We start from the raw sequence: 24,577 nt of genomic DNA on the forward strand, positions 1-24,577 counted from the left end.
GGTTGCGCCCCTTTTTTTATCACTGTTTTCGCTTACAAATGCATACCCAGCGTCTGGCGCAAGTGAGCGCCAGCCCCCAGTAAACCGGGTTGTACATGGGTGATCATAAATACGGGGATATCGTGCACGTAATCCTTGAAACGCCCTTTATCCTCGAACGCCGCACGGAAGCCAGAGGCTTTGAAGAACTCCATAAAGCGCGGCACGATGCCACCAGCAATGTAAACGCCGCCAAAAGTGCCGAGGTTCAGCGCCAGGTTGCCGCCAAAACGCCCCAAAATGACGCAGAACAGCGACAGGGCACGGCGACAGTCGATGCAGCTATCGGCCAGTGCGCGCTCGGTAATGTCCTTCGGCTCCAGCTTTTCTGGCAGGCGGTTATCTGACTTGACGATAGCGCGGTAGAGATTGACCAATCCCGGCCCGGATAGCACGCGTTCGGCAGATACATGCCCAACTTCAGCACGTAACACTTCCAGAATGATATCTTCCTCTTCGCTGTTCGGTGCGAAATCGACGTGACCGCCCTCACCAGGCAGGCTGACCCAGCGACGATTAACGTGTACCAGATGTGCCACCCCCAAACCGGTGCCGGCACCATACACCGCAATCGGCTTGTCTTTCTGCGCACTGCCACCACCGAACTGCAATACGTCATCTTGCGACAGCATCGGGATCGCCATCGATACGGCAGTAAAGTCATTGATCACTTCCAGATGACTCAGTCCCAGATTGGCCTTCATCTCTTTGATTGAGAATGCCCAGGTATGGTTGGTCATCGCCACCCAGTCTTCGGTGACCGGGCAGGCAATCGCGATACAGGCGTCCTGTACCTGGATATTCTGCTCTTTTAAATATTGGCAAATCACGGCCTCCAGGCTGTCGAACTCCAGACCGGAATAGGTTTTCGCCTGGGTAATTTCACCCGTCGCCACAGTGCACAACGCAAGGCGGGCATTCGTGCCGCCTACATCACCTACGAGGGCATAAGTCATCAGTATCTTCTCCGCAAAATGAATAATAGAAAGCTGCCCACACTGTAAAATCCCGCTGCAAAAACAACAATCACCATCCTCTGCGCGGCCACCCATTAGCGATCTTGATCACAAAAAACGTTTCAGCCCCCCCTTCCCTGACCCATTTGAAACAAATTGCGGCAAAAAACGCGCTGCGATCACTGTTAACCGACATGACAGAAAGGCACTATTAAACGGCTGTGCCCTTCACGCCCGGCCAGAAATATCTTTGCGTGCCAGCGAGCCGATTGTCTGGCACGCTGTGGCCATAACCATCACCCGTTCGGCCTGCCATCCAGGGCCATTGATAAGGGATCCCTGCATGCTGCACCCGCGCGCCAATGCCATGTTGGCTTTCGCTCTGCCCGCTCTTGTTATCGGTTCGGCCTCAAGCCTGGTTCTTATTCTGGTGATGAAATTCGCCGATGCGCTGCAGCGGCTGCTGTGGGTGAATATTCCTGCGGCTATGAATATCGATACTCATTCGCCCTGGTGGCTGATCGGTATTCTGACGCTGACCGGTGTCGCCGTTGGGCTGATAATCCGTTATATGCCTGGCCATGCGGGACCGGATCCGGCCACTGAATCGCTGATCGGCATGCCATTACCGCTTTCGGCACTGCCCGGTCTTACGCTGGCATTGATCGTTGGCCTGGTGGGTGGTGTCAGTCTGGGGCCGGAAAACCCGATCACCGCCATCAATATTGCGCTGGTGGTGGCAATCGGTTCGCGCCTGCTACCGAAAGTCCCACGCATGGACTGGATTATTCTGGCCGCGGCCGGCACCATCGGCGCACTGTTCGGTACCCCGGTTGCCGCTGCGCTGATCTTTTCACAAACGCTGGCAGGCAATAATGACGTGCCGCTGTGGGATCGGCTATTTGCCCCGTTAATGGCGGCGGCGGCCGGTGCGGTCACGACTCAACTGTTTTTCACGCCAAACTTTGCCCTGCAGCTTGATCCGTACACCATCACCCGGCTGACGGATATTTTCAGTGGTTCCATCGTCGCCCTGATCGCCATCGCGCTGGGCATGGTGGCGCTATGGAGCTTTCCGCACGCCCACCGTCTGTTCCACTCGATAAAAAATCCGGTGCTGATGCTGGGGTTAGGCGGTTTTGTGCTCGGGCTGCTGGCGTTAATCGGCGGCGACATAACCCTGTTTAAAGGGCTTGATGAAATGAAGCAGTTGGCGATGGGTGAGAATTTCTCGGTCACGGAGCTGCTGCTGATTACACTGGCCAAGCTGGCAGCTTTAGTGATTGCTGCCGCCAGCGGCTTTCGTGGTGGGCGTATTTTCCCGGCGGTGTTTGTCGGGGTGGCGCTGGGCCTGATGCTGCATCAGCATGTTCCGGCGGTACCAGCGGCGATTACCGTTTCCTGCGCCATTATGGGGTTGGTATTGGTGGTCACGCGTGACGGCTGGCTCAGCCTGTTTATGGCCGTTGCCGTTGTACCGGAGCTGCACCTGCTGCCCATACTCTGTGTGGTGATGTTGCCCGCCTGGCTGGTGCTGGCGGGCAAACCACTGATGCTTGTTGGCAGACGCCAAACGCCACACGACGATTAGGCAAGCGCGTATTCCGCAGCAGCGCGCGCATGGATTGCGGTGGTGTCGAATACCGGCACTGACGCATCCTGCGCGCCAACCAATAAGCCAATCTCAGTACAACCGAAAATAATGCCTTGTGCGCCCTGCTGTTCCAAGCTGCCGATAATACGGCGATACTCGGAACGCGAGCTCTCGCGAATTTTCCCCAGGCATAATTCTTCATAAATAATGCGATGTACGATGTCACGATCCGCCGCGACTGGGGTTACCACCTCAATACCGTATTTTTCCTGCAAGCGTCCACGGTAAAACTCTTGCTCCATGGTGAAACGCGTGCCGAGTAGCCCAACGCGGCGAATGTCCTGTTGGCGCACCTGCAATGCCGTGGCGTCGGCGATATGAATCAACGGCAAATCGCTGGCCTGCTCAACCGCATCCGCCACCTTGTGCATGGTATTGGTACAAATGACGATGGCCTGCGCACCGGCGGCACGCAGCGAGGCTGCCGCCGCAGCCAACAAACGCCCCGCTCCATCCCAATCGCCCTGATGCTGCAGGCGTTCAACCTCGTGAAAGTCAACGCTGTAGAGCACGATTTTGGCCGAATGCAGACCCCCAAGGCGTTCTTTCACCTGTTCATTGATCATGCGGTAATAAGGTATGGTTGATTCCCAACTCATGCCGCCCAGCAGGCCCAATATTTTCATCGCTTGCTCCTCCGTCATTGCTGCAATTATTCAACATTACCTGAGAGTCGCAGTGATGACGACGTCTTATTTGGCCGAGGAATTGACCGGCTGACGCGCGTCGAACCAGCGCTGACGCAGGGTATCGTACGCCCAGTTATAGAACATGGTGTACGGCAAAAAGAACAGGAAGAAACCAAGTTCCAGCATAAACGCCTGCACAAAAGAAATGCTCAGCATCCAGGCAGCAATCGGCACGCCGATCAACACAAACCCGGCCTCAAAGCCCAGGGCATGAAACACCCGCACCTTAAGATTACGCACCACGCGGCCCACTGGCCACAGGCGGTCAAAAACAGTGTTATAAACCATGTTCCATACCATGGCGACGGTGGACAACATCACCGCCAACGCACCGACCTGTACCATCGAACGGTTTAGCAACCACGCGCCCAATGGAGCACAGATCATCACTGCGATGGCTTCAAAACCGACGGCGTGGACGATACGTTCAATGAAAGACTTGTTTTGCAGTTGCATACATCACCTGTTTTTTACCTTATGAATTTGTAGGGGCGCTGCAAGCTGCGCCCGTATTAATAGAAGCGAATTTATTCGCCCCCTACGAAAACCAGGTGATTATTATCGACTTTTTGATTAGATTAAAGATAGGTTCCATCGATAAAGTAGATACATCATGCGCTATTCCCCTGAAGCCTTGCTGGCATTTGTCGAGGCCGCCGCCCTTGGCTCATTCTCTGCCGCCGCACGCAAGCTACGCAAAAGCCAGTCCACCATCAGTACTGCTATTGCCAATCTGGAAGCCGATCTTGGGCTGATCCTGTTTGATCGCCAGGCGCGCCAACCGGTATTGACCGCGGCCGGTCATAAAGTGTTGAGCCATGTGCAGGAAATCCTCGCCGCCAGCGAGCGGTTGGACGCACTGAGTATTCGGTTGGCGGGCAATATCGAGCCACGTCTCAGCCTGGTGTTCTCAGATACCTATCAGCCGAAGCATCATGACCGACTTATGCAACGTTTCGAACAGCGCTATCAAGATATCGAACTGGAGTGGATGATCGCCGAAGACGGCGACGTGCTAGATCTGTTACAAAGTGGTCGCGCGCATATTGGCATGGTTGAAGTGCAGGCCAGTTATCCGCCGGATATCGGTTTTGCACGGCTGCCGGAACAGACAGAAATGGGATTGTTCATCGCACATACGCACCCATTGGCACAGACTGTCACACCAACACCTGAACAACTCTCCAGTACGCGTCAACTTATCTTGAACACCTATACCGGCGCTGAAACCGCCCGCTCCGGCGGTCTAGTATGGTCCGCGCCCAGCTATCTGCTGTTGTTGGAAATGGCAGAGCAAGGGTTCGGTTGGGCGGTACTGCCGCACTGGCTGGTTCAGCAATATGGTCACAACAAACTTACCGAGCTACGTCCGCGCGGCTGGCCCAAGCTGATATCGGTGGATGCGGTTTGGTCAAAACTGACCCCGCCAGGACCAGCGGGGTATTGGATGTTGGAACGGCTACTGGAAAGCGATCAAGATCAAGCCGCCGCATTACGCGACTGAATCGCGCGCGAGATGGTATCCAGCAATTCGGGAATATCCATCTTCGGCAGCACCACTTCCACAAAAGCCAGTTGCTGATTGTTCGCTAACTCTTTTAAAGCCTGGCGTAACTGTTCCGGTTCGGTGACCCGTAACGTTTTCACCGGATGTTCACCCGCCAATGCCTGCGCCAGCTGCGTCCAGTTCCACTGAGCGATATCGTTATAACGCTGCTGTGGGCCATGGATTGCCCGTTCAATGGTATACCCGTCATTATTCAGCAGGAAGATCACCGGTTTTAGCCCATCGCGCAGCATCGATCCCAGTTCTTGCGCCGTGAGCTGTGCCGAACCGTCGCCGATCAACAACACCACTCGCCGATCCGGCTCCGCTGTTTGTGCACCGAACGCTGCTGGCAGGGTATAACCGATAGATCCCCACAGTGACTGGACAATAAACCTGCACCCGTGAGGCAAGTTAAGCGCCGCCGCGCCAAAACACGCGGTGCCCTGTTCGGCGATCAGGATATCGTCTGGTCGTAAAAAATGCTGAATCTGCTGCCAAAAACCGTGTTGTTCCAACCCCGTACCGTTAGGTTCCGGCAAGGTTGGGCGCCGGATAGTCGGTAATTGCCATTGTTTTACCAGCGACAACGTTAACTGGTGTAGTGCTATAACCGCATCATGCATCGGGATCTGGCTGAATACCTGATGCCCTACTCGTGCTTCAAATGGCTGAATATCAATACATTTCTCCGCAGGCAAATGATGAGTGAAACCAGCAGTAATGGTATCTGTGAAACGCACGCCGACGGTAATGACAACGTCCGCATTCTCAATCAGTTGTTTCACCTGTGGATCGCTGGCCGCACCAGCATAGGTGCCGGTAAAGCAGGCATGCGTTTCATCCAACACACTTTTTCCCAATAGCATCGTCGAATGCGGCATGTCGACCTCCGCCATCCATTGTTCCAACACCCTTTCAGCACCAAAACGTTCCGCCAAAAAATCTGCTAACAGCGAAACCCGGCGGGCAGGAAGCAATATTTCACGTGCGGCCGCGATAAATGCCTGTAGTGATGCCTGTGAAAGATTAGCCTGCCTCAACATGAGCGGCGTTGGTCGGGACGCCAACGGCGCTTCTGCCACCTCACTCGGCAGAAGCAAGTAGACCGGACGACGCTCAAACAACGCGGTGGTCAACAGGCGATCGATCTCCGACTCTGCGTTGTCGGCGGTGAGACTAGCTTGCGCGACAGTCACCTCTTTCGCCATCCGAGCAAAATGACCAAAATCCCCGTCACCCAGCGAATGGTGCAGTAAATCCCCAGCCCGCTGCGCACGTAACGCCGGCGCACCAACAACATGGATCACCGGCAGATATTCCGCATAGCTGCCCGCTATGCCGTTGACCGCACTGAGTTCACCGACACCAAAAGTAGTCAGCAAAGCCGCCGCCGGTTTACAACGCGCATAACCATCTGCGGCATAAGCAGCATTGAGTTCATTAGCGCATCCCACCCAGGTGATCTGCGGGTGAGCGATTACGTGATCGAGAAACTGCAGATTGTAGTCGCCAGGCACGCCAAAGAAATGCCGGATGCCGATCTGAGCCAAACGATCGAGTAGGTAATCAGCCACCGTATAGTTTTTATTCATGATCATCACCTGCCAATGGTTGTGATTGTTATTATTAAGTATCGAAGATGTTGCACGAATTTCGAGCTTTACGCTTAAAAGGCAATTGGCAACCCTGCGTTACATCCCATCCCTGACACTCATAATAAGTCCCCATCAACTGTGTTAGTCGTAGCCAGCCAAGCGTGATCAAGAGCTCTGACAAAAACAGTGAAAGCGCATACACTAAAATTCATTTCATCACTGCTGAAAAGGGTTCATATGCTCTACCAGGCTGATTCTTCACGGTATCAAAGTATGGAATACCGCCGCTGCGGACGCAGCGGTCTAAAACTCCCGGCAATCTCACTGGGCCTATGGCACAACTTTGGTGACACGACGCTGTACGACAATGCGCGTAAACTGATCCACTGCGCGTTCGACCACGGCATCACACATTTTGATTTGGCCAACAATTATGGCCCGCCCCCCGGCTCTGCCGAGGAGAATTTCGGTCGTATTCTTAACGCAGACTTGAAGCCCTGGCGTGATGAACTGGTTATCTCCTCAAAGGCCGGTTACACCATGTGGCCCGGTCCTTATGGCGACTGGGGCTCGAAAAAGCACCTGGTTGCCAGTCTGGATCAAAGCCTACGGCGCATGGGGCTGGAGTACGTCGACATCTTCTACCACCATCGCCCAGACCCGGATACGCCACTGGAAGAAACCATGGCCGCACTGGATCTGCTGGTACGTCAGGGCAAGGCGCTCTACATAGGGTTATCGAATTACCCCGCCGACCGTGCGCGCCAGGCGTTCAGTATTCTGCAAAGGCTAGGCACACCCTGTGTCATCCACCAGCCCAAATACTCGCTATTCGAGCGTTGGGTTGAACCCGAATTATTGGATACGTTGGAAGAGCACGGTGTGGGTTCCATTGCCTTTTCACCGCTGGCCGGTGGCCTGCTAACCGATCGCTACCTGCATGGCATCCCACAAGACTCACGCGCCGCCAGCAGCAGCCAGTTTCTTCAACCTGGACAACTCACGGAAGAAAAACTGGAGAAAGTTCGCCAGCTCAATGCGCTGGCGCAGCAGCGTGGGCAGAAGTTGTCGCAGATGGCATTGGCCTGGGTATTGCGTGGCGATCGTGTCACTTCCGTGCTGATTGGTGCCAGTAAAACCAGCCAGATTGAAGACGCCGTTGGCATGCTAAACAACCGCACCTTCAACGAAGGTGAAATCGCTCAAATTGAACAGATATTAATGTAATCGCTTACAGTTATCGCCGGAATAGACACCGGCGATAACCCCACGACGACAGACAAATCTTAAATCACTCCTCCCGCCCCGCTTTTCAGAATCCCTCTAAGATTCAACCCTATCCGCAACGGGTAATATGGCAATATTGCAGGTAAAACTATAAGGCTGTTTTATAAACTGATGAACGCGCTTCATTATCGATAAAACCGGCCAAACCGCTGCGGCGGAAAGGAGTATTCATGTTTAAACCTCTGTTATTGGCCGCCCTCTTGGTGGTATCAACTGTACCCGCCATGCAGCAGGCAAAGGCTGAGGGTATCAGTATCGATTTGATGCCAGGCGTTTCATTACGCATAGGCGAACAAGACAACCGCGGCCGTTATTGGGACGGTTACGACTGGCGCGACCGCGACTGGTGGCAAGGCCACCAAGGCCGATATCTGGGCGACCGTAGCCGCCGAGGGTATTACTGGGACGGTTACCGCTGGCGTGACAACGATTACTGGCGAAAGAATTATTACTATCATGAAGGGCGCTACCGTAAATACGATAAGCACTACTATAAGCATCATGATAAGCACGATTGGAAGGATCGACGTCACGATGATCGTGATCATCGCCACCATGATCATGGCGACCATGATGACTGACAGTAAAAGGCCGGCATTGCGCCGGCCTTTCATTTAATCGGTGCTCACAGCAGGCTAGTGATCAGCAGATAACCGTTCAGCCCCACCACTACCACCACGATCAACTTACCCACAGTCTGTATGGCGCGACTGTTCACCATCTCGCCCATCAACTCACGATTACCGGTGAACGACAGCAACGGCACCAACGCCAGTGCAATACCGAAACTCAGCAGCACCTGGCTCAACACCAGAATACGCGTTGCATCCATCCCCAACATAATCACAATAAACGACGGCAACATGGTGACGACACGGCGCACCCACAGCGGGATGTAAAAGCGAACAAAGCCTTGCATCACCACCTGCCCCGCCAATGTCCCCACCACAGTGGAAGACAGCCCGGCAGCCACCAGGCTCAGCCCAAAGATGGTCGCCGCCGCCTGGCCCAGCAACGGTTGTAGCGTCACGTAGGCCTGATCGAGATCGGTAATCCCGCTGTGACCATTAAAGTGGAAAGCTGCGGCGGCTGTTGCCATCATTGCCAGATTAACAAAACCTGCAATAGTCATGGCAATAGCAACGTCAACCTTGGTTGCAGCGTAACGATCGGCCTTTGAGTTTCCCCCTGCGGTTTGAGTTAACGATGAATGCAAATAAATGACATGCGGCATGATGGTCGCACCCAGCACACCAGCAGCCAGAAATACCGCATCGCCATTCGGCAAGTCCGGTATCGCCATGCCTTTTAATAGCGGCCCTAACTGCGGCTGGGAAAACACCAGTTCCACCATATAAGCCAAAGCGACAAACAACAGCAGGCTGCCGATCACCCATTCCAAAGGTTTCTCGCCGCGTTTTTGTAACATCAGGATCAGAAAGGTGGCAATACCTGTCAGGATCGCCCCCTCCAATAGGGTAACGCCCAACAACAGTTTGAAACCGATTGCCGCACCGATAAACTCGGCCAGATCGGTTGCCATCGCAATGATTTCCGCCTGTACCCAATAGGCCCAGACAGCCGGACGAGGAAAACGGTCGCGAATATGCTCCGCGAGGTTTTTACCCGTGGCAATACCCAGTTTGGCAGACAACAGCTGGATCAGCATCGCCATGACATTGGCCCACACCACCACCCAGAGCAAGGTATACCCAAAAGAGGCACCGGACTGGATATTGGTGGCGAAGTTGCCAGGATCGATATAGCCGATAGCCGCTATAAATGCGGGCCCCATCAGAGAAAGTTTGATCTTTCTGGATGAGCCTTGAGGACTCTCAGCCACACGACTGTTCAGCATACTCTGAACCCTTACTTCTAATAAGCCTGTGGTTATCTTATGTAAATGATAATAATTATCAAGTGCATTTGGAGCGGTAATACTTATCTCTGTAATAGAGGAAAACTACGGGTTTAACGAAAGGTTTCGGTTAGAGATGAACATTTTCCGCACTCTGCCGAGCCGAATTCAGAGCACAAAAGGGCTTATAATCGAATTTATGCATGAATAGGAATTTCATATGCATTCATTAACCTATTGATTTTTTATGCTTTACCGTACTATTTTAAGACGTTTCCCACTATGATTTTCCATATTTGCAATAGAGCTCTCGTTTTTAAACGTGGCGTTACATAAAATGACATCCGAAATTCAGCCTGCCTCAAGTTTGGAGCAAACATGTCCCATATTGCGCACTTTGCGTTAGCGTTAGTGGTGGTCGCGATCCTGGCACTCTTGGTGTGTCGCGATCGTAAAAGCATCCGCATTCGCTACGTTATTCAACTGTTGGTTATTGAAGTACTGCTGGCCTATTTTTTCCTGCATTCGGAAGCGGGTTTAGGCTTTGTAAAAGGATTCGCAGCGCTGTTTGACAAGCTGCTCGGGTTTGCTGGGCAAGGGACTGAGTTTGTATTCGGCGGCATGGGTGATAAAGGTCTGGCCTTCTTCTTCCTGAAGGTACTGTGCCCAATCGTCTTCATCTCCGCGCTGATCGGTATTCTGCAATACATTAAAGTACTGCCGTTTATCATCCGGATTATTGGTACCGTACTGTCAAAAGTAAACGGTATGGGCAAGCTGGAATCGTTCAACGCCGTGAGCTCACTGATCCTGGGCCAATCTGAGAACTTCATTGCCTATAAAGATATTCTGGGCAAGATGTCAGAAAAGCGTATGTACACCATGGCGGCAACCGCGATGTCTACGGTTTCCATGTCCATCGTTGGTGCTTACATGACGATGCTGGATGCCAAGTTTGTGGTCGCGGCACTGGTTCTGAACATGTTCAGCACCTTTATTGTGCTGTCATTGGTCAACCCGTACGACACCAGTAAAGAAGAAGAACTGCATCTGGGCAATCTGCACGAAGGCCAGAGCTTCTTCGAAATGCTGGGTGAATACATCCTGGCTGGTTTCAAGGTAGCTATTATCGTTGCAGCGATGTTGATCGGCTTTATCGCCCTGATCGCCGCGCTCAACGGCCTGTTCAGTGCCATTTTTGGCCTTAGCTTCCAGGAAATCCTGGGCTACTTCTTCTATCCATTCGCTTGGATTATGGGTATTCCTAAGCACGAAGCGTTGCAGGTTGGCAGCATCATGGCGACCAAGCTGGTTTCCAACGAATTCGTAGCGATGATGGAACTGCAGAAAGTCTCTGCTGAACTCTCTCCTCGCAGCATGGGGATTCTGTCAGTGTTCCTGGTTTCCTTCGCCAACTTCTCTTCCATCGGTATCGTTGCCGGTGCGATTAAAGGGCTGAATGAGCATCAGGGCAACGTGGTGTCTCGCTTCGGTCTGAAGCTGGTTTATGGTTCTACGCTGGTCAGCATCCTGTCTGCATCCATCGCAGGCCTGGTTCTGGGCTAATCCAAACCCCCTATGACACAAAGGTCGCTTCGGCGGCCTTTTTTATTGTCTGGAATTCAACATAAGGCAGGAAGGACAGAAAGCAAAAAGCCGACCCTAAGGTCGGCTTTTCAAATGGTGGTGGAGCTAGACGGGATCGAACCGTCGACCTCTTGCATGCCATGCAAGCGCTCTCCCAGCTGAGCTATAGCCCCACAAAAGTGGTACGCTTTAACCGGCGTTACGGTATACCCCAACCTTTCTGAGATAAAGGTTGGTGGAGCTAGACGGGATCGAACCGTCGACCTCTTGCATGCCATGCAAGCGCTCTCCCAGCTGAGCTATAGCCCCAATCCACAATCACAAAATCCTGTGAACGGGGCGCATAATATGAAACCCACTCTAAGCTGTCAACGGCTAAATTGTATTCCTGCTTCAAGCGCTGAAAAAGCCGCCAAATCAGCGCGTTTGCTGCTGAAAATTGAGCGCTACGACCAAATTTCCGCTAACGTGCTCGTCTTTATTTGATCAGGTACATACCTTCACTTTCCGGTCGGCTGAGCTTAAAGCCAAACTTTTCATATAATGGCGGTACATCAGCCATTAGGGTTATGTAGGCCCCCGCCGGCGCAACGCGCTCAAGGTAAGCCATGATGTGAATCATTATCTGGAGGCCCAGTCCTTTCCCTTGGTGCCCTGGATCCACAGCCACATCGACGATCTCGAAGTTCAGCCCGCCATCCCCTACCACGCGCCCCATACCCACTGTGTGGTTCTCCACAACGATTTGCACACCATACAGGCTGTTGGGCAATGCTCTTTCGGCCCCTTCTCGTGGACGCAGCGAAAGGCCAGAGATCTGTCGCAGCCGCATGAAATCATCCACCGATACCACACTCTGTTTTACACTATACAAAACATTTCCTTATCACGAGACGGTTGTACTTTACCGTTGAGTGTAGGCGAAAAAAAAAGCCCCGGGATAGCTCCACGGGGCTTTTTTGATTTACAGGCTCAGAAACTATCAGGCCTGAGCTTCACGTCCGGCAATGTAAGCCAGCGCCAGGTCAATACGCTGCAGAGAACGTGTCTGACCAATTGCATGTACGGTAACATCCATGCCCGGCGACTGGCCTGCACCTGTGACAGCTACGCGCAGCGGCATGCCGACCTTGCCCATACCAACACCCAGTTCATCAGCCGTGCCCTGGATAGCATCGTGCACGTTCTCTGGCGTCCAGGCAGTGATAGCAGCCAATTTGGCACGTACAGCTTCCAGCGGCTGACGTGCAACCGGGCGCAGGTGTTTTTTGGCCGCGTCAGCATCAAACTCGCTGAAGTCTTCGTAGAAGTAACGGCAAGACTCAGCCATTTCCTTCAGAGTCTTACAACGCTCGCCCAACAGCTTAACAATATCTTTCAGCTCAGGACCATTACGGGTTTCGATACCCTGTTGTTCAATGTGCCACGCCAGATACACTGCAACTTCTTCAGCAGGCATATGGTTAATGTAATGGTGGTTCAGCCACTGCAGCTTTTCTGTATTGAAAGCGCTGGCAGATTTGTTGATAGCTTCCAGAGTGAAATACTCTTTCATCTCATCAATAGAGAAGATTTCCTGGTCGCCATGGGACCAACCCAAACGCACCAGGTAGTTCAGTAACGCCTGCGGCAGATAGCCGTCGTCGCGATACTGCATCACACCTACTGCGCCATGACGTTTAGACAGTTTTTTGCCGTCGTCACCCAGGATCATCGAAACGTGCGCGTATTCCGGTACCGGTGCGCCCAGTGCCTTCAGAATGTTAATCTGGCGCGGGGTGTTGTTGATGTGGTCTTCGCCGCGGATCACGTGGCTGATTTCCATATCCCAGTCGTCTACCACGACGCAGAAGTTATAAGTCGGTGAACCGTCGGTACGACGAATGATCAGGTCATCGAGTTCTTGGTTGCTGAATTCGATCGGGCCACGGATCTTGTCATCGAAGATAACTGAACCTTCCTGCGGGTTACGGAAACGTACCACGTGTGGCTCATCATCAGTATGGCTGCACTGGCTGTCGCGGCAATGACCGTCGTAACGCGGTTTTTCGCCGTTTTCCATTTGCTTTTCACGCAGCGCTTCCAGACGTTCCTTCGAGCAATAGCATTTATAGGCGGTACCCTGCACCAGCATGTCGTCAATTACCGCGTTATAGCGGTCAAAACGCTTGGTCTGGAAGTACGGACCTTCGTTCCAATCCAGGTTTAACCAGTTCATGCCATCCATAATTGCGTCGATAGCATCCTGAGTGGAACGTTCCAGATCGGTATCTTCGATACGCAGAACGAACTCACCGCCTGCATGGCGAGTGAATAACCAGGAGTAAAGCGCAGTACGGGCGCCACCGACGTGAAGATAGCCGGTTGGGCTCGGTGCAAAACGGGTTTTGATTTTCATTGGGTTCACTGCCTTATTACGCAACGCGTGTCAGCGGTTGCCGACGATTGCTCGGAATTTAAAAAAGTGGGCAACATTGTATCACCACGCGCTAATTCCTCAACGCCGACACGATATTGCTGCGCCTGATTTCGTTCTCTCTGAAACGCTTTTCTCATAACAATGTGCAAAGAATCAGCATTGGAGGTTATAAATATCGCATCCTGTTTAAATTTGCGGCGAACGATTGAAATCATTTTAAAAACCGTTGACTCACTTTCAACTATCCCTATAATGCGACTCCAACAAGACGGGGCGATTAGCTCAGTTGGTAGAGCATCTCCTTTACACGGAGGGGGTCGGCGGTTCGAGCCCGTCATCGCCCACCATCTTGTTGAAGCAGTAAGAAATGAGAAGAATGAGGGTGATTAGCTCAGTTGGTAGAGCATCTCCTTTACACGGAGGGGGTCGGCGGTTCGAGCCCGTCATCACCCACCACTCATTCTCTTGTTTAGCAGTACCCGGAAGTCCTGAAGTGGGTGATTAGCTCAGTTGGTAGAGCATCTCCTTTACACGGAGGGGGTCGGCGGTTCGAGCCCGTCATCACCCACCACTTCTGCGGGTCGTTAGCTCAGTTGGTAGAGCAGTTGACTTTTAATCAATTGGTCGCAGGTTCGAATCCCGCACGACCCACCAATACAGAAAAAAGCGCCTTTTGGCGCTTTTTTCGCATCTGTCGTTCAGAACCCCTCAAAACCTTTACCACCCTCACAGTATCTTCATACAACTAACCATGCTCGTTATTAGGGAGAGCGTGCCGAAGGGGTCGTAGCGGCTTGCCCGCCGACCAATTTGCCGGGAGCAAATTGGAACGACTTCCAGTCGGCCCGTAGGGTGGGACACATGGACGTGTCCCATAATGGCCCCTCGGTGCGCTAGGCCGGGTATCTCGGGATTAAAGACAACTATTTCACAAAATAAAGGCGCTGCAAGCAGCGCCTATAGGCTATAGCGAAGGTAAAACCTGATAATCAGGCCGCCAGCGTCGCCCCGCCATCAATCACAATATCCTGCATGGTGATATGGCTGGCGCGATCAGAAGCCAGGAACAAAATGGCATCGGCGATTTCCTGCGGCTGAGCAATTTTCCCCAACGGAATACCCAGTTTGAATTGCTCCGGGAAACCATTGATGGTGTTCTGCTCACCCGTTTCGTCCTGCCACATACCACGCTGCATTGGCGTATTGGTTGAACCTGGAGATACCAGGTTGCTACGGACGCCATAAGGGGCCATTTCCAACCCTACGGTTTGACACAGGCTACGCAATGCCGCCTTGGAGGCACAATAGGCCGCCATACCGACACGCGGTACATGGGCTGCATTAGACGCTACACTGACGATAGCACCACGCCGTTGGCGGCGGAAAACGGGCAAAGCATGGCGGAACATATTGAATGCGCCACCCGCATTGACGGCCAGACAGGCCAGCCAATCTGCAGTGCTGGTTTCATCCGTCAGCCCCATACGCAGAATACCCGCCCCATTCACCAGGACGTCCAATTCACCTTGCTCAGCCAGCAAACGTCCACACACAAGGTCTACTGCGTCAGGGTCGGCGATATCCAGTACTTCAGTACGGAAGGCATATTCCGCCTCGCCAAAGTGCTTATCGAATCCAATCACCTCGGCACCGGCCCGCATAAAAGCTAATGCCGTTTCTAACCCAATCCCGGCTCCCGCGCCAGTAACCCAGACACGCTTACCCGCGAAATCGCCCTGTTGCCCCATCAGGCTTTCCCCTCTGACAACAGAGCCCACCAACCATCAATGCTCGGGTTCTTGGCCAAGGCGATAAAATCAATATCACCACGGATTTTACGCCAGCGCGCTGCCAGCTCCATGATGCGCACCGAATCCAAACCGTAGTCGATCAGGTTTTCATCGTCACCCATATCTTCACTGTCTTCGTCGAGGAAAGGCATGATTTGCTGACGCAGTGCTGCCTTACTGGCGATGCCTGGCAGCAGTTCCGCGGTCGTTACCACACGACCACAACGACCTGCGGTATAACGCAGGGCCATCAGGTGCTCTTCACGGGAGAAGTCGGCCAGGCCGTCAGCCACCATAAACGGCTGAATATTACGCATGAAGGCATCAATCGCTGTGGTCATGCAGCCGATATGCGCGTACACGCCGCAGATAATCAATTGATCGCGTCCTGACTCCTGCAGAATTTCCTGCAAGGGGGAGCGGTGGAAAGCACTGTAGCGCCACTTCACCAACACGGTATCGTCGTCTTCCGGAGCCAAAGCAGCAACTACGGCTTGCTGTTCCGGATGTTTATTCAAACCCGGCCCCCACATGTCATTTAGCAAGGCGCGATCTTCATCGCTCTGCTGGTTCGGCTGCGCGGTGTAAAACACCGGGATACCCTGTGACTTGCAGTAACGGCGCAGGTTGGCAATGTTCTCCACCACCTGTTTGATCAACGGGCTGTCTTCACCCCAGAAATTCAGAAAATACTGCTGCATGTCGTGGATCAGCAGTGCAGCGCGCTGCGGTTCTACCGTCCAGGTCACTTTGTTGGTTGGCAGCTCAGCCTGAGTCGGCAACGCGTAATCATTAAGTTTTGGAATGGCCATGACTTATTCTCCCTGGACCAGAGTCAGTTGTTGCGCCTCTAGGCGTTGGCGCAACAGTTTTTTATCCACTTTGCCAACCGGGGTGAGCGGCAGCGTATCAACCTGTATAAAGCGGTCGGGTAACTTGAAATCGGCCACACCCTCGGCGCGTAAATGGCGACGCAGCACGACCGGTTTCAGTGCAGTGGTGGCGATAATATAGGCGCAGCTTTTTTCGCCCATCAGCTCATCCGGCATCGACACCAGCGCCGCATTGATCACTTCCGGATGACGTAACAGCAGATTTTCGATCTCCTCGGCGGCGATCTTTTCCCCACCGCGGTTGATCTGATCTTTCTGTCGCCCCTCAACCTTCACATAGCCGTCTTCGGTCAGGCTGATCAGATCGCCAGAACAGTAGAAACCGTCGTTATCAAAAGCCGCCGCGTTATGTTCCGGGCTTTGGTAATAACCGCGGAAGGTATAAGGCCCACGGGTCATGAGACGCCCGGTTTCCCCTACCGGCAGTGGGTTGCCATCATCATCAGCCACCCACAACTCGTCATCTGGAGACATTGGGCAGCCTTGGGTCGTCAAAATATGCTGATCGTCATCATCCAACCGGGTGTAGTTCACCAAGCCTTCCGCCATACCGAACACCTGCTGTAACTGGCAGCCGATTTCCGCGGGAATGCGTGCCGCCAGCGTTTCACCCAACTTGGCGCCGCCCACCTGTAGCAGCTTAAGGCTGGCCAGTTGTTGGCAACCGCCCCACTCTTCAATAGCCTGCAGCCACAGCGTCACCGCCGGTGGTACGAGCGCAGTCACATTAATCTGATGCTGATCGATCAGTCGGAAGCACTGCCCGGCATCGGGATCGCTGGCGAACACGACCAATCCGGCACCATAGAAAACACCCAGGACACCCGGGGAGCTCATCGGGTAGTTATGCGCAACCGGTAACGCGCACAAATAGCGGGTATCAACGTCGAAATGACAGATCTCCACACTGCGGCGAATGCTGTAGTAGTAATCATTGTGGGTGCGAGGGATAAGCTTTGGCGTACCGGTGCTGCCACCAGACAACTGGAAAAATGCCACCTGGTCTGCCGGAGTTGGTGCAACAACAAAATCTGCGCTGTCCTCTGCCAACCAAGCCGACAGTGACTGTTCACCGTCATCCTGGCTACGTAACCCCACCACACGCAATGAAGGATGCTCGGCACGGAACGCCGTCAGGAATTCGTCGTTACCAAACAGACCATGTTGACGGTCGGCAATCAGTAATGCCGGTTTGATTTGTGTGGCATAAGCGTTCAGCTCATTGCGTTGATGACTGAAGAGTGCGTTCACTGGCACAACACCCATTTTCAGCAACGCAAAGAACGTTACATAGAACTCGACCACGTTACCCAGTTGCACCAACGCAGTATCACCGCTTTGCATACCCCGACGTTGAAGGGCTGCAGCCAACCGGTCGGAAAGCTGGTTAAGCTGACGATAGCTCAGGCTACGTTGTGGGTCGATCAACGCGATGGCGTCATTTTTAGCCTGACGAGTGATGATGTCGGTCAATGGCCGATCAGTCCAATATCCGCGTTCACGATAACGACGGGCTAAATCATCAGGCCAGGGGGTAAAAGCAATACTCATGGGAATGTCTATCCTTGGTTCAGGCCAAACGCCCGCGAAATGGTACTGAGTTTGGTGCCGGTTTCATGCCACTCAGATTCCGGCGAAGAGTCCTGCACTATGCCGGCACCGGCAAACAGCCGCACCTGATTGCCTTGCACCGTGCCACAACGAATCGTCACCACCCACTCACCGTTACCTTCGGCATCACACCAGCCGACAATCCCGCCAAACAGGCCGCGGTCAAAGGGCTCCAGTTGCTTAATCACCTGGTGTGCCAATGCCGTCGGCGTACCGCACAGCGCGGGCGTTGGGTGCAGCAGGCAGGCCAGCGAGAGCGCATTTTCAGCACGGCTGGCAGCCTCACCGTCAATCGGTGTCGACAAGTGCCACAGCGTGGTGGTGCTCAATAACTCAGGTGTGGTTGGGATATTCAGATAGCTGCAACGTTCGGTCAGCACCTGCCGCATCCCTTCGGTGACAAACTGGTGCTCATAGCGATCTTTTTCTGATACCAACAGCTGCTGACTGATCTCGCGATCTCGCTGTGGATCGGCATTGCGTCGAGCGGAACCGGCCAACGGGTTAGAGAAAAATTGAGCGCCGGACTTACGTAACAGCAGTTCTGGGCTAGCACCCAGCAATGCCCCCTGTTCCAGCGGTACATGGAAGTGGAAACCATGTGGGTTCTGGGCGATGATACGCGCCATCAACGCCTGACGGTCCACCGGCTCGCGTGTTTCAATCTCCAGCAAACGCGACAGGACCACTTTATCCAACTGGTCGCCTTTGGTCGCTTCTACCGCATCCGCCACCATTTGCATGAAGGGTTGTTGAGCAGGTACCTCTCTTTGACGGGTAATTTCCGGCAAAGCGTCCTGTGGAGATTTCACGCTGGCCAAAAAGGCATCGCGTTCAAACCATTGAGTGTGCTGAGGAATAAACAGCGCAGAGGGTTGATGAGTGTCAAACGGGATCGCACCGCACAAAACCGGGTTCTTAACTCCTGCCAGTTTGGCCTCGGCAAAAGCATGCTGCACCGCCTGCTGGAATTCGCCATTCAATTGGTCGCCATCCAGGGCCGGCAGCGTGATTTTGGCGAAGCAGCCTTGCGTGCTCAGGCTACGGAAAGGAGAGGTAAAGAAAAAGCCGGAAGTCGGCGACACACCTGCGACAGGCTGTTCGCTATCCTTGCTTTGTGGCTTCTTATGCCCGGTACCCTTTACTGTAACACTCATCGGTTCTCCCTTTCGTATCATTAACAATAACCCGTATAATAATGATTATCATTTGTATTGAATCGCGTTAAATTACCCTCGTGAATATGCTATGTCAATAAATGTAAACAGTTCTTCCAATCATAATCATGATATAAAACCAGCAGCTTTAATTATATAAATGATAAGTATTACTATTTAACTTCTAAGGAATTCTTTATGAAGAAGAACCTGCTCATCAGCCTGGCGCTATTTGGCATGATGGCTATCGGTGTAACCCATGCCGCAGACGCTGGCTGGCCACGCAAAATTGAAACATCACACGGCGTGGTAACACTCACATCCCCTCCAGCCCGTATCGTTTCCACCAGCGTTACCGTCACCGGTACCCTGCTGGCGATCGACGCACCGGTAGTCGCCAGTGGTGCCACAACGCCAGGCAGCCGTCTGGCGGACTCACAAGGGTTCTTCCATCAGTGGAGCGCTATCGCGGCGCAACGCGGCGTTAAACGCCTGTACATCGGTGAACCCAATGCAGAAGCCATCGCCGGTGAAGCCCCCGATCTGATTATCATTTCGGCAACCGGGGCCGATTCCGCTCTGCGTTTGTACGATCAACTCTCCGCCATTGCCCCGGTGTTGGTCGTCAATTACGACGACAAAAGCTGGCAAGCGTTGGCGACTCAATTGGGCCAGGCCACTGGACATGAAGCCCAGGCACAAAAAATCGTCAGTGATTTCGATGCCCGTGAGAAATCGTTGAAACAGCGCATGAAGCTACCGGAACAGCCCGTCTCCGCATTGGTATTCAGCGCCGATGGCAAGGCTGCCAATCTATGGACGGCTGAATCTTCCCAAGGCCAAATGCTCAAGCAGCTTGGTTTTACGCTAGCCATCCCGCCAGCCAAGCTGAACAACAGCCGCAGCATGGGGATGCGCAAGGACATTATTCAACTGAGCGGTGAGAACCTGGCGGAAGGTCTGAACGGCCAGACGCTGATGTTATTTGCCAACAACGACAGTGATGCACAACGGCTGATGGCTAATCCTTTCCTGGCTCATCTGCCGTCAGTACAACACAAGCGGGTTTACGCACTGGGGAATGATACTTTCCGACTGGATTATTACAGCGCCAGCAACCTACTGACGCTGTTGGAAAAACAGTTTATTTCTCAGTAGATTCTGCGGCGGGCTGGAGATCGTTTTCTTGCCCGCCACTGCCCACCTGACGCAAACCGCGCATCGCAAACGCCAGCACTACGCCCAGTACCGCAACACCAAAACCAAAGCTGGTTGATGTCATCGCCGGCAGCATAAACGCCCCCATCGCCCCCAACAGCAACGCACCAAGTGCGTCACCCACCACGTTCTGCGCCGTCCACAGGCCATTAATGCGCCCGAGGAACGCATCAGGCGTCAGGTTCTGGATCAACCCATACTGCAACAATGAGTTCAGCGCGCTCAGGTAACCAAAAACCACCAGGAAAAACAGCGCCAGACCATACCATGGCATGAGACCAAACAGACCAATGGCAACGAAGGCGCCAATCGCCGTCATCAGCATCATCCAACCCGGACGCGCAACGTGGGCAACCCGGCCACTGGTGAAGGCGCCAATCGCCGCCCCCAATGGCACAGCAGAGTACATAAAGCCCAACTGCGCCGCGCTGACATGCCACATACCGGACATGGCCGGATACAATACTCGCACCGCACTGGCCATGGTCAGCAGTGCACCGATCAGCGCCACCATACCAATCACCCGATTGCGGAACAGAAAGCCAAAACCGCCGGCGAGCGCACGCAGCGGATGCTCACGCGGCTGTGGTGGTGGCAACAGCCGTGGAAGACGCAGTAAAGGGATCAGCGTCAGTAAGGTACCAAATGCCGCCAAAGCGTAGTTCCACGTCACACCGGCGTTAGCGATCACCAAGCCACCGATCGCTGGGGAGAGGATCGAACCAAAACGCACGGTCAGCATGCTGATAGCCCCGGCCTGTACGATATTTTCACGCCCTACCAGCGCCGGTGTTGCCGCCAACAGTGCCGTGACGCCGACCGCGCCAAAGAAACCGTCCCAGACCGCCAGCAGATAAATCAGTGTTAATGAAGGTGCGGGCAACGCAGCATTCATACACAGGCCGATAAAACCTATGCCGCAGGTAGAACGCGCAAACAAAATCAGACGGCGACGTTCGTAGCGATCGGCCAGTACACCGCCCATCAGTAATCCGGCAAACATGCCGCTGCCTGCTAGCGTTACGGACAAACCGACCAACAGCGTCGATCCGGTCAAGGCTTGAATCTGAACCGGGATCGCAATGGCCATCAACCCCAACGCGAGAATAGAAATAAAACGCGCGCAGAATACGGCACGAAAGGCGCCATTGGTCTTAAGCAGGCCAAAATCAAGCAAAATAGAGGGCTTACTCATTAGCTTTCTCACCACAACTAAAGAAAAGGGGCAGCGTCTGTGCTGCAATAGCGAAGGGACTCATGGTACCATAGATGAAAACAATCAATAATGATAATAAATATCATTTATATTCAATTAAATAATGGATTGTTATGTTACGGATTTCACGCCATTGCACACAGCCTGTTCCCACCCCACGCGGGCGTCATCTTGGGAGCACTCCCCGTTCATTTCGTCGCAGGCTGTTTGGCCTGCTGATTGCCCTTTTCGCACTGCTGGTTATCATGCTGCTCAGCCTGTCGCTTGGCGCTAAATCTATCCCTTTTGACACAGTTATCCAGGCGCTTAACGGACAATGCAGCGGCGCGGACTGCACCATCATTACCAACGCCCGGCTGCCACGCACGCTGGTTGGCGTGTTGGCCGGCATCGCGCTGGGTCTGTCTGGAGTACTGATGCAAACCCTCACCCGTAATCCGCTGGCCGATCCCGGTATTCTTGGGGTTAACGCCGGTGCGGGTTTTGCCGTAGTGCTGGGTATCACCTTCTTTGGCGCCGCTAACATCAGTCAATATCTGTGGTTCGCCTTTGCTGGCGCAATGTTTGCCGCGCTGCTGGTCGCACTTATCGGTGCTCTGGGTGGCAGCAGCCTGAACCCGGTACGCCTGACGCTAGCCGGGGTCGCCATGGCGGCGGTGCTAGAGGGCCTGACCTCCGGGATTTCCCTGTTAAACCCGCTGGTGTTCGATCAGTTGCGTTTTTGGCAGGCCGGTTCGCTGGATATTCAAAATATGCAGGTAGTGCGCACCGTCGCCCTGCCGATCCTCCTGGGCACGCTGATTACGCTATGGATGAGTAAGTCGCTGAATAGCCTGAGCATGGGTAATGAATTAGCCACTGCGCTGGGGACCGGCATTGTTCGTACCCAGTTGTTGGGCCTGCTGGCCATTACCTTACTGTGCGGCGGTGCCACTGCCGCCGTCGGCCCGATTGCCTTTGTTGGCCTGATGATGCCACATATTGCTCGTCGGCTGGCCGGTTCAGAACTGCACTGGATGCTGCCGTGGACACTGGTGTTGACCCCTATCCTGCTGTTGAGTGCCGACCTCATCGGCCGCTTCCTGGTTGCCGGTGAATTACGTGTCTCCATCGTCACCGCCCTGATTGGTGCACCGCTGCTGATCATTCTGGTGCGTCAACGCCATATGTTCAGGAGGCAGCGCTAATGTCGATGTCTGCAGCCCGTCAAATGGCGAACCACAAAATTCGAGCCTTGTCGCGTCCGACACTGACCGCGCTGTTGCTAATGCTGGCCGCTCTGGCGCTCGCCATTTACGCCTTGGGTTCTGGCACACTGTCGCTAAGTGCTTCGCAGGTGATCGATGCCTTGCGTGGTGAAGGCCCGGCAAATCTGGCGGTGATCGTCACCCAGTGGCGCTTGCCACGCGTGACGATGGCACTGTTGCTGGGGGCCGCACTGGGCCTCAGCGGTGCCATTTTCCAGTCAATATTGCGCAACCCGCTCGGCAGCCCTGACGTAATTGGCTTTAACACCGGCGCCTACAGCGGTGTATTGGTGGCAATTGTGGTGTTTAATGGTGGTGTCATCGGCATCACTACTGGGGCGTTGGCCGGTGGTTTACTCACCGCCGCGTTGATTTATTTGCTGGCATGGCGCAATGGTGTCGAATCATTCCGTTTAATTATCGTCGGCATCGCGGTGCGCGCCCTGCTAGTTGCCGGTAATACCTGGCTCCTTATCAGTGCATCGTTGGAATCAGCGATGTCTGCCGGACTGTGGAATGCCGGTTCACTTAACGGTGTGAGCTGGGCGAAAAGCCTGCCCGTAATAGTCGTGATTGTACTGTGCTGCCTGCTGCTCTTGACTCTGGCTCGCCGCATGCGGCTGCTGGAAATGGGGGATGACGCCGCCTGTGCGCTCGGCGTGTCAGTGGAACGTTCGCGTGTATTGCTACTACTGATCGGGGTTATCCTGACAGCCGCCGCAACCGCTGTGGCTGGACCAATCTCCTTTATCGCATTGGTGGCACCGCAGATTGCCCGACGCCTGTGCGCTAACCGTAGCGTACTGCTGCTGACGGCTCTGACTGGCGCACTGCTGCTGCTGTTCGCCGATGTCGCCGCACAACGCCTGTTTATGCCTTATCAGTTGCCGGTCGGTGTACTCACCGTCAGCCTGGGTGGCATTTACCTGATTTGGCTATTAATCCGTGAGTCACGAAAAAAATGAATGCTGACCCCTTACAGACCGCGCCATTGCGCGCTGAACATCTGACACTCGGCTATGACAAAAAAATCGTCGCAAGCGACCTTTCCGTCTCAATACCGCACGGTGAACTGACGGTAATTATCGGGCCAAATGCCTGTGGCAAATCTACCTTGTTACGTACCCTCAGCCGTCTGATCCAACCCCAGGCAGGTGCAGTATGGCTAAACGGCAAACACATCAGCGAATATGCAACCAAAGAGGTGGCACGCCAGCTTGGGCTGCTGCCACAAAGCTCGACCGCGCCAGGCGACATTACCGTGTTTGATTTGGTGGCCCGTGGCCGCTATCCGCATCAGCGTCTGTTCAGTCGCTGGCGTGAGGAAGATCAACAGGCAGTAGAACAGGCAATGCGTTCTACCGGCGTTTTTGAGCTGTCCGAACAGCCGGTCGATACGCTCTCTGGCGGGCAACGCCAACGCGTGTGGATTGCGATGGTATTAGCACAGCAGACACCACTGCTGCTGCTGGATGAACCGACCACCTGGCTGGACATTACCCATCAGATAGACCTGCTGGAGCTAATGCGTCAACTAAACCGTGAAAACGGCCATACATTGGTGGTGGTGCTGCACGATCTCAACCATGCGTGTCGTTATGCCACACATCTGATCGCCATGCGCGACGGCAAGGTTGTTGCCGAAGGTGCACCTAAGGATATTGTGACGCCAGAACTGATCGAAGCAGTGTATGGTCTGCGCTGCATGATCATTGACGATCCGGTTTCACACACACCGTTGGTGGTACCGCTGGGTAAGCAATAGATAGTGTAAGGGCCCAGTAGCTGGACCCTTGTTAATCGGGGCGAATG

At 53.8% G+C, this 24,577-nt stretch carries 21 protein-coding genes and 6 tRNA genes; 13 read left to right on the forward strand and 14 right to left on the reverse strand.

Translation table 11 applies throughout. The annotated features are described in order from the left end of the window. Positions 1-32: 32 nt before the first annotated feature. Positions 33-998: a glucokinase gene (gene glk, locus SGBXF1_RS17235; protein ID WP_186428531.1), complete on the reverse strand. Its 966-nt coding sequence runs from the start codon at positions 996-998 to the stop codon at positions 33-35. A gap of 340 nt (positions 999-1,338) precedes the next feature. Here glk and SGBXF1_RS17240 point away from each other — a divergent pair, with 340 nt between their 5' ends. Beyond that, complete coding sequence (locus SGBXF1_RS17240) at positions 1,339-2,586, forward strand: ion channel protein (protein ID WP_061808074.1); 1,248 nt, start codon at positions 1,339-1,341, stop codon at positions 2,584-2,586. Here the strand turns inward: SGBXF1_RS17240 and SGBXF1_RS17245 are convergent. Both SGBXF1_RS17245 and SGBXF1_RS17250 read right to left on the reverse strand, forming a co-directional pair. Then, on the reverse strand, positions 2,583-3,275 hold the full coding sequence (locus SGBXF1_RS17245; RefSeq protein ID WP_130381580.1) for an aspartate/glutamate racemase family protein: 693 nt from the start codon (positions 3,273-3,275) through the stop codon (positions 2,583-2,585). The two genes, SGBXF1_RS17240 and SGBXF1_RS17245, sit on opposite strands and share 4 nt — an antisense overlap. Positions 3,276-3,341: 66 nt before the next feature. Then, a complete protein-coding gene (locus tag SGBXF1_RS17250) occupies positions 3,342-3,794 on the reverse strand; it encodes a multidrug/biocide efflux PACE transporter (RefSeq protein WP_037423717.1) in 453 nt (150 codons plus the stop codon). Positions 3,795-3,951: 157 nt separating this feature from the next. On the opposite strand from SGBXF1_RS17250, the gene SGBXF1_RS17255 reads away from it, so the two are divergent. Continuing rightward, positions 3,952-4,842 (forward strand): LysR family transcriptional regulator, encoded by an 891-nt coding sequence (locus SGBXF1_RS17255; RefSeq protein WP_037423721.1) that lies wholly within the window; start codon positions 3,952-3,954, stop codon positions 4,840-4,842. On the opposite strand, the gene SGBXF1_RS17260 is transcribed toward SGBXF1_RS17255, so the two are convergent. Further along, the gene (locus SGBXF1_RS17260; protein WP_186427250.1) at positions 4,818-6,479 is read right to left on the reverse strand and encodes an alpha-keto acid decarboxylase family protein; all 1,662 of its coding nucleotides are present in this window, start codon (positions 6,477-6,479) and stop codon (positions 4,818-4,820) included. The two genes, SGBXF1_RS17255 and SGBXF1_RS17260, sit on opposite strands and share 25 nt — an antisense overlap. A 240-nt stretch (positions 6,480-6,719) precedes the next feature. Between SGBXF1_RS17260 and mgrA the strand changes: the two genes are divergently transcribed. Then, positions 6,720-7,709 (forward strand): L-glyceraldehyde 3-phosphate reductase, encoded by a 990-nt coding sequence (gene mgrA, locus SGBXF1_RS17265; RefSeq protein ID WP_186427251.1) that lies wholly within the window; start codon positions 6,720-6,722, stop codon positions 7,707-7,709. Positions 7,710-7,939: 230 nt separating this feature from the next. Next, positions 7,940-8,350 carry a DUF2502 domain-containing protein gene (locus SGBXF1_RS17270; protein ID WP_073963471.1) on the forward strand — a complete coding sequence of 137 codons (411 nt, stop codon included), beginning with the start codon at positions 7,940-7,942 and terminating at the stop codon, positions 8,348-8,350. Positions 8,351-8,394: 44 nt separating this feature from the next. Here the strand turns inward: SGBXF1_RS17270 and SGBXF1_RS17275 are convergent, their stop codons facing one another. Then, entirely contained in the window at positions 8,395-9,627 is a 1,233-nt protein-coding gene (locus tag SGBXF1_RS17275) for an Nramp family divalent metal transporter (protein ID WP_186427252.1), read from the reverse strand. A 378-nt stretch (positions 9,628-10,005) separates the two neighbouring features. Between SGBXF1_RS17275 and SGBXF1_RS17280 the strand changes: the two genes are divergently transcribed. Then, on the forward strand, positions 10,006-11,193 hold the full coding sequence (locus tag SGBXF1_RS17280) for a NupC/NupG family nucleoside CNT transporter (RefSeq protein WP_037423734.1): 1,188 nt from the start codon (positions 10,006-10,008) through the stop codon (positions 11,191-11,193). 118 nt (positions 11,194-11,311) lie between these two features. On the opposite strand, the gene SGBXF1_RS17285 is transcribed toward SGBXF1_RS17280, so the two are convergent. From SGBXF1_RS17285 to gltX, 4 genes are all read right to left on the reverse strand, one after another. Then, positions 11,312-11,387: transfer RNA gene (locus tag SGBXF1_RS17285), tRNA-Ala, on the reverse strand. Positions 11,388-11,447: 60 nt separating this feature from the next. After that, positions 11,448-11,523 (reverse strand) — tRNA-Ala (locus SGBXF1_RS17290). A 169-nt stretch (positions 11,524-11,692) separates the two neighbouring features. Next, positions 11,693-12,046: a GNAT family N-acetyltransferase gene (locus SGBXF1_RS17295; RefSeq protein ID WP_200876000.1), complete on the reverse strand. Its 354-nt coding sequence runs from the start codon at positions 12,044-12,046 to the stop codon at positions 11,693-11,695. Between the two features lie 150 nt (positions 12,047-12,196). Then, positions 12,197-13,612, reverse strand: coding sequence for a glutamate--tRNA ligase (gene gltX / locus SGBXF1_RS17300; protein ID WP_061808078.1), 1,416 nt, complete (start codon positions 13,610-13,612; stop codon positions 12,197-12,199). Between the two features lie 292 nt (positions 13,613-13,904). Between gltX and SGBXF1_RS17305 the strand changes: the two genes are divergently transcribed. From SGBXF1_RS17305 to SGBXF1_RS17320, 4 genes are all read left to right on the forward strand, one after another. Beyond that, a tRNA-Val gene (locus tag SGBXF1_RS17305) sits at positions 13,905-13,980 on the forward strand. Positions 13,981-14,013: 33 nt separating this feature from the next. Next, a tRNA-Val gene (locus SGBXF1_RS17310) sits at positions 14,014-14,089 on the forward strand. 39 nt (positions 14,090-14,128) lie between these two features. Next, positions 14,129-14,204, forward strand: a tRNA-Val gene (locus SGBXF1_RS17315). A gap of 7 nt (positions 14,205-14,211) precedes the next feature. Beyond that, positions 14,212-14,287: transfer RNA gene (locus SGBXF1_RS17320), tRNA-Lys, on the forward strand. Positions 14,288-14,622: 335 nt separating this feature from the next. Here the strand turns inward: SGBXF1_RS17320 and dhbA are convergent. From dhbA to SGBXF1_RS17340, 4 genes are read right to left on the reverse strand one after another with little or no spacing between them, the layout of a single operon-like run. Then, positions 14,623-15,381: a 2,3-dihydro-2,3-dihydroxybenzoate dehydrogenase gene (gene dhbA / locus SGBXF1_RS17325; RefSeq protein ID WP_037423741.1), complete on the reverse strand. Its 759-nt coding sequence runs from the start codon at positions 15,379-15,381 to the stop codon at positions 14,623-14,625. Further along, positions 15,381-16,235: an isochorismatase gene (locus tag SGBXF1_RS17330; RefSeq protein WP_037423743.1), complete on the reverse strand. Its 855-nt coding sequence runs from the start codon at positions 16,233-16,235 to the stop codon at positions 15,381-15,383. Before SGBXF1_RS17330 ends, dhbA begins: the two co-directional genes overlap by 1 nt. Before the next feature lie 3 nt (positions 16,236-16,238). Then, positions 16,239-17,867 carry a (2,3-dihydroxybenzoyl)adenylate synthase gene (locus tag SGBXF1_RS17335; protein ID WP_037423746.1) on the reverse strand — a complete coding sequence of 543 codons (1,629 nt, stop codon included), beginning with the start codon at positions 17,865-17,867 and terminating at the stop codon, positions 16,239-16,241. A gap of 8 nt (positions 17,868-17,875) precedes the next feature. Beyond that, positions 17,876-19,084, reverse strand: a complete 1,209-nt coding sequence (locus SGBXF1_RS17340; protein WP_037423749.1) for an isochorismate synthase — start codon at positions 19,082-19,084, stop codon at positions 17,876-17,878. Positions 19,085-19,282: 198 nt separating this feature from the next. Here SGBXF1_RS17340 and fepB point away from each other — a divergent pair, with 198 nt between their 5' ends. Beyond that, a complete protein-coding gene (gene fepB, locus SGBXF1_RS17345; RefSeq protein WP_037423753.1) occupies positions 19,283-20,242 on the forward strand; it encodes a Fe2+-enterobactin ABC transporter substrate-binding protein in 960 nt (319 codons plus the stop codon). Here the strand turns inward: fepB and entS are convergent. Continuing rightward, on the reverse strand, positions 20,229-21,497 hold the full coding sequence (entS, locus tag SGBXF1_RS17350; protein ID WP_186427253.1) for an enterobactin transporter EntS: 1,269 nt from the start codon (positions 21,495-21,497) through the stop codon (positions 20,229-20,231). The genes fepB and entS overlap by 14 nt on opposite strands. A gap of 134 nt (positions 21,498-21,631) precedes the next feature. On the opposite strand from entS, the gene fepD reads away from it, so the two are divergent. From fepD to SGBXF1_RS17365, 3 genes are read left to right on the forward strand one after another with little or no spacing between them, the layout of a single operon-like run. Further along, positions 21,632-22,705, forward strand: coding sequence for a Fe(3+)-siderophore ABC transporter permease (gene fepD / locus SGBXF1_RS17355; RefSeq protein WP_037423759.1), 1,074 nt, complete (start codon positions 21,632-21,634; stop codon positions 22,703-22,705). Then, positions 22,705-23,730, forward strand: a complete 1,026-nt coding sequence (fepG, locus tag SGBXF1_RS17360; protein ID WP_186427254.1) for an iron-enterobactin ABC transporter permease — start codon at positions 22,705-22,707, stop codon at positions 23,728-23,730. Before fepD ends, fepG begins: the two co-directional genes overlap by 1 nt. Further along, on the forward strand, positions 23,727-24,530 hold the full coding sequence (locus tag SGBXF1_RS17365) for an ATP-binding cassette domain-containing protein (protein ID WP_037423762.1): 804 nt from the start codon (positions 23,727-23,729) through the stop codon (positions 24,528-24,530). The genes fepG and SGBXF1_RS17365 overlap by 4 nt, the downstream gene beginning before the upstream one ends. Positions 24,531-24,577: the final 47 nt, after the last annotated feature.

Origin of the sequence: Serratia grimesii (assembly GCF_900186025.1) — a bacterium.
Taxonomy (GTDB): Bacteria; Pseudomonadota; Gammaproteobacteria; order Enterobacterales; family Enterobacteriaceae; genus Serratia; species Serratia grimesii.

Excerpts from the sequence above, each read along its gene's own strand:
- SGBXF1_RS17240 (WP_061808074.1), top strand. The coding sequence starts at position 1,339 with ATGCTGCACCCGCGCGCCAATGCCATGTTGGCTTTCGCTCTGCCCGCT.
- SGBXF1_RS17245 (WP_130381580.1), bottom strand. The coding sequence starts at position 3,275 with ATGAAAATATTGGGCCTGCTGGGCGGCATGAGTTGGGAATCAACCATA.
- SGBXF1_RS17250 (WP_037423717.1), bottom strand. The coding sequence starts at position 3,794 with ATGCAACTGCAAAACAAGTCTTTCATTGAACGTATCGTCCACGCCGTC.
- SGBXF1_RS17255 (WP_037423721.1), top strand. The coding sequence starts at position 3,952 with ATGCGCTATTCCCCTGAAGCCTTGCTGGCATTTGTCGAGGCCGCCGCC.
- SGBXF1_RS17260 (WP_186427250.1), bottom strand. The coding sequence starts at position 6,479 with ATGAATAAAAACTATACGGTGGCTGATTACCTACTCGATCGTTTGGCT.
- mgrA (WP_186427251.1), top strand. The coding sequence starts at position 6,720 with ATGCTCTACCAGGCTGATTCTTCACGGTATCAAAGTATGGAATACCGC.
- SGBXF1_RS17270 (WP_073963471.1), top strand. The coding sequence starts at position 7,940 with ATGTTTAAACCTCTGTTATTGGCCGCCCTCTTGGTGGTATCAACTGTA.
- SGBXF1_RS17275 (WP_186427252.1), bottom strand. The coding sequence starts at position 9,627 with ATGCTGAACAGTCGTGTGGCTGAGAGTCCTCAAGGCTCATCCAGAAAG.
- SGBXF1_RS17280 (WP_037423734.1), top strand. The coding sequence starts at position 10,006 with ATGTCCCATATTGCGCACTTTGCGTTAGCGTTAGTGGTGGTCGCGATC.
- SGBXF1_RS17295 (WP_200876000.1), bottom strand. The coding sequence starts at position 12,046 with ATGCGGCTGCGACAGATCTCTGGCCTTTCGCTGCGTCCACGAGAAGGG.
- gltX (WP_061808078.1), bottom strand. The coding sequence starts at position 13,612 with ATGAAAATCAAAACCCGTTTTGCACCGAGCCCAACCGGCTATCTTCAC.
- dhbA (WP_037423741.1), bottom strand. The coding sequence starts at position 15,381 with ATGGGGCAACAGGGCGATTTCGCGGGTAAGCGTGTCTGGGTTACTGGC.
- SGBXF1_RS17330 (WP_037423743.1), bottom strand. The coding sequence starts at position 16,235 with ATGGCCATTCCAAAACTTAATGATTACGCGTTGCCGACTCAGGCTGAG.
- SGBXF1_RS17335 (WP_037423746.1), bottom strand. The coding sequence starts at position 17,867 with ATGAGTATTGCTTTTACCCCCTGGCCTGATGATTTAGCCCGTCGTTAT.
- SGBXF1_RS17340 (WP_037423749.1), bottom strand. The coding sequence starts at position 19,084 with ATGAGTGTTACAGTAAAGGGTACCGGGCATAAGAAGCCACAAAGCAAG.
- fepB (WP_037423753.1), top strand. The coding sequence starts at position 19,283 with ATGAAGAAGAACCTGCTCATCAGCCTGGCGCTATTTGGCATGATGGCT.
- entS (WP_186427253.1), bottom strand. The coding sequence starts at position 21,497 with ATGAGTAAGCCCTCTATTTTGCTTGATTTTGGCCTGCTTAAGACCAAT.
- fepD (WP_037423759.1), top strand. The coding sequence starts at position 21,632 with ATGTTACGGATTTCACGCCATTGCACACAGCCTGTTCCCACCCCACGC.
- fepG (WP_186427254.1), top strand. The coding sequence starts at position 22,705 with ATGTCGATGTCTGCAGCCCGTCAAATGGCGAACCACAAAATTCGAGCC.
- SGBXF1_RS17365 (WP_037423762.1), top strand. The coding sequence starts at position 23,727 with ATGAATGCTGACCCCTTACAGACCGCGCCATTGCGCGCTGAACATCTG.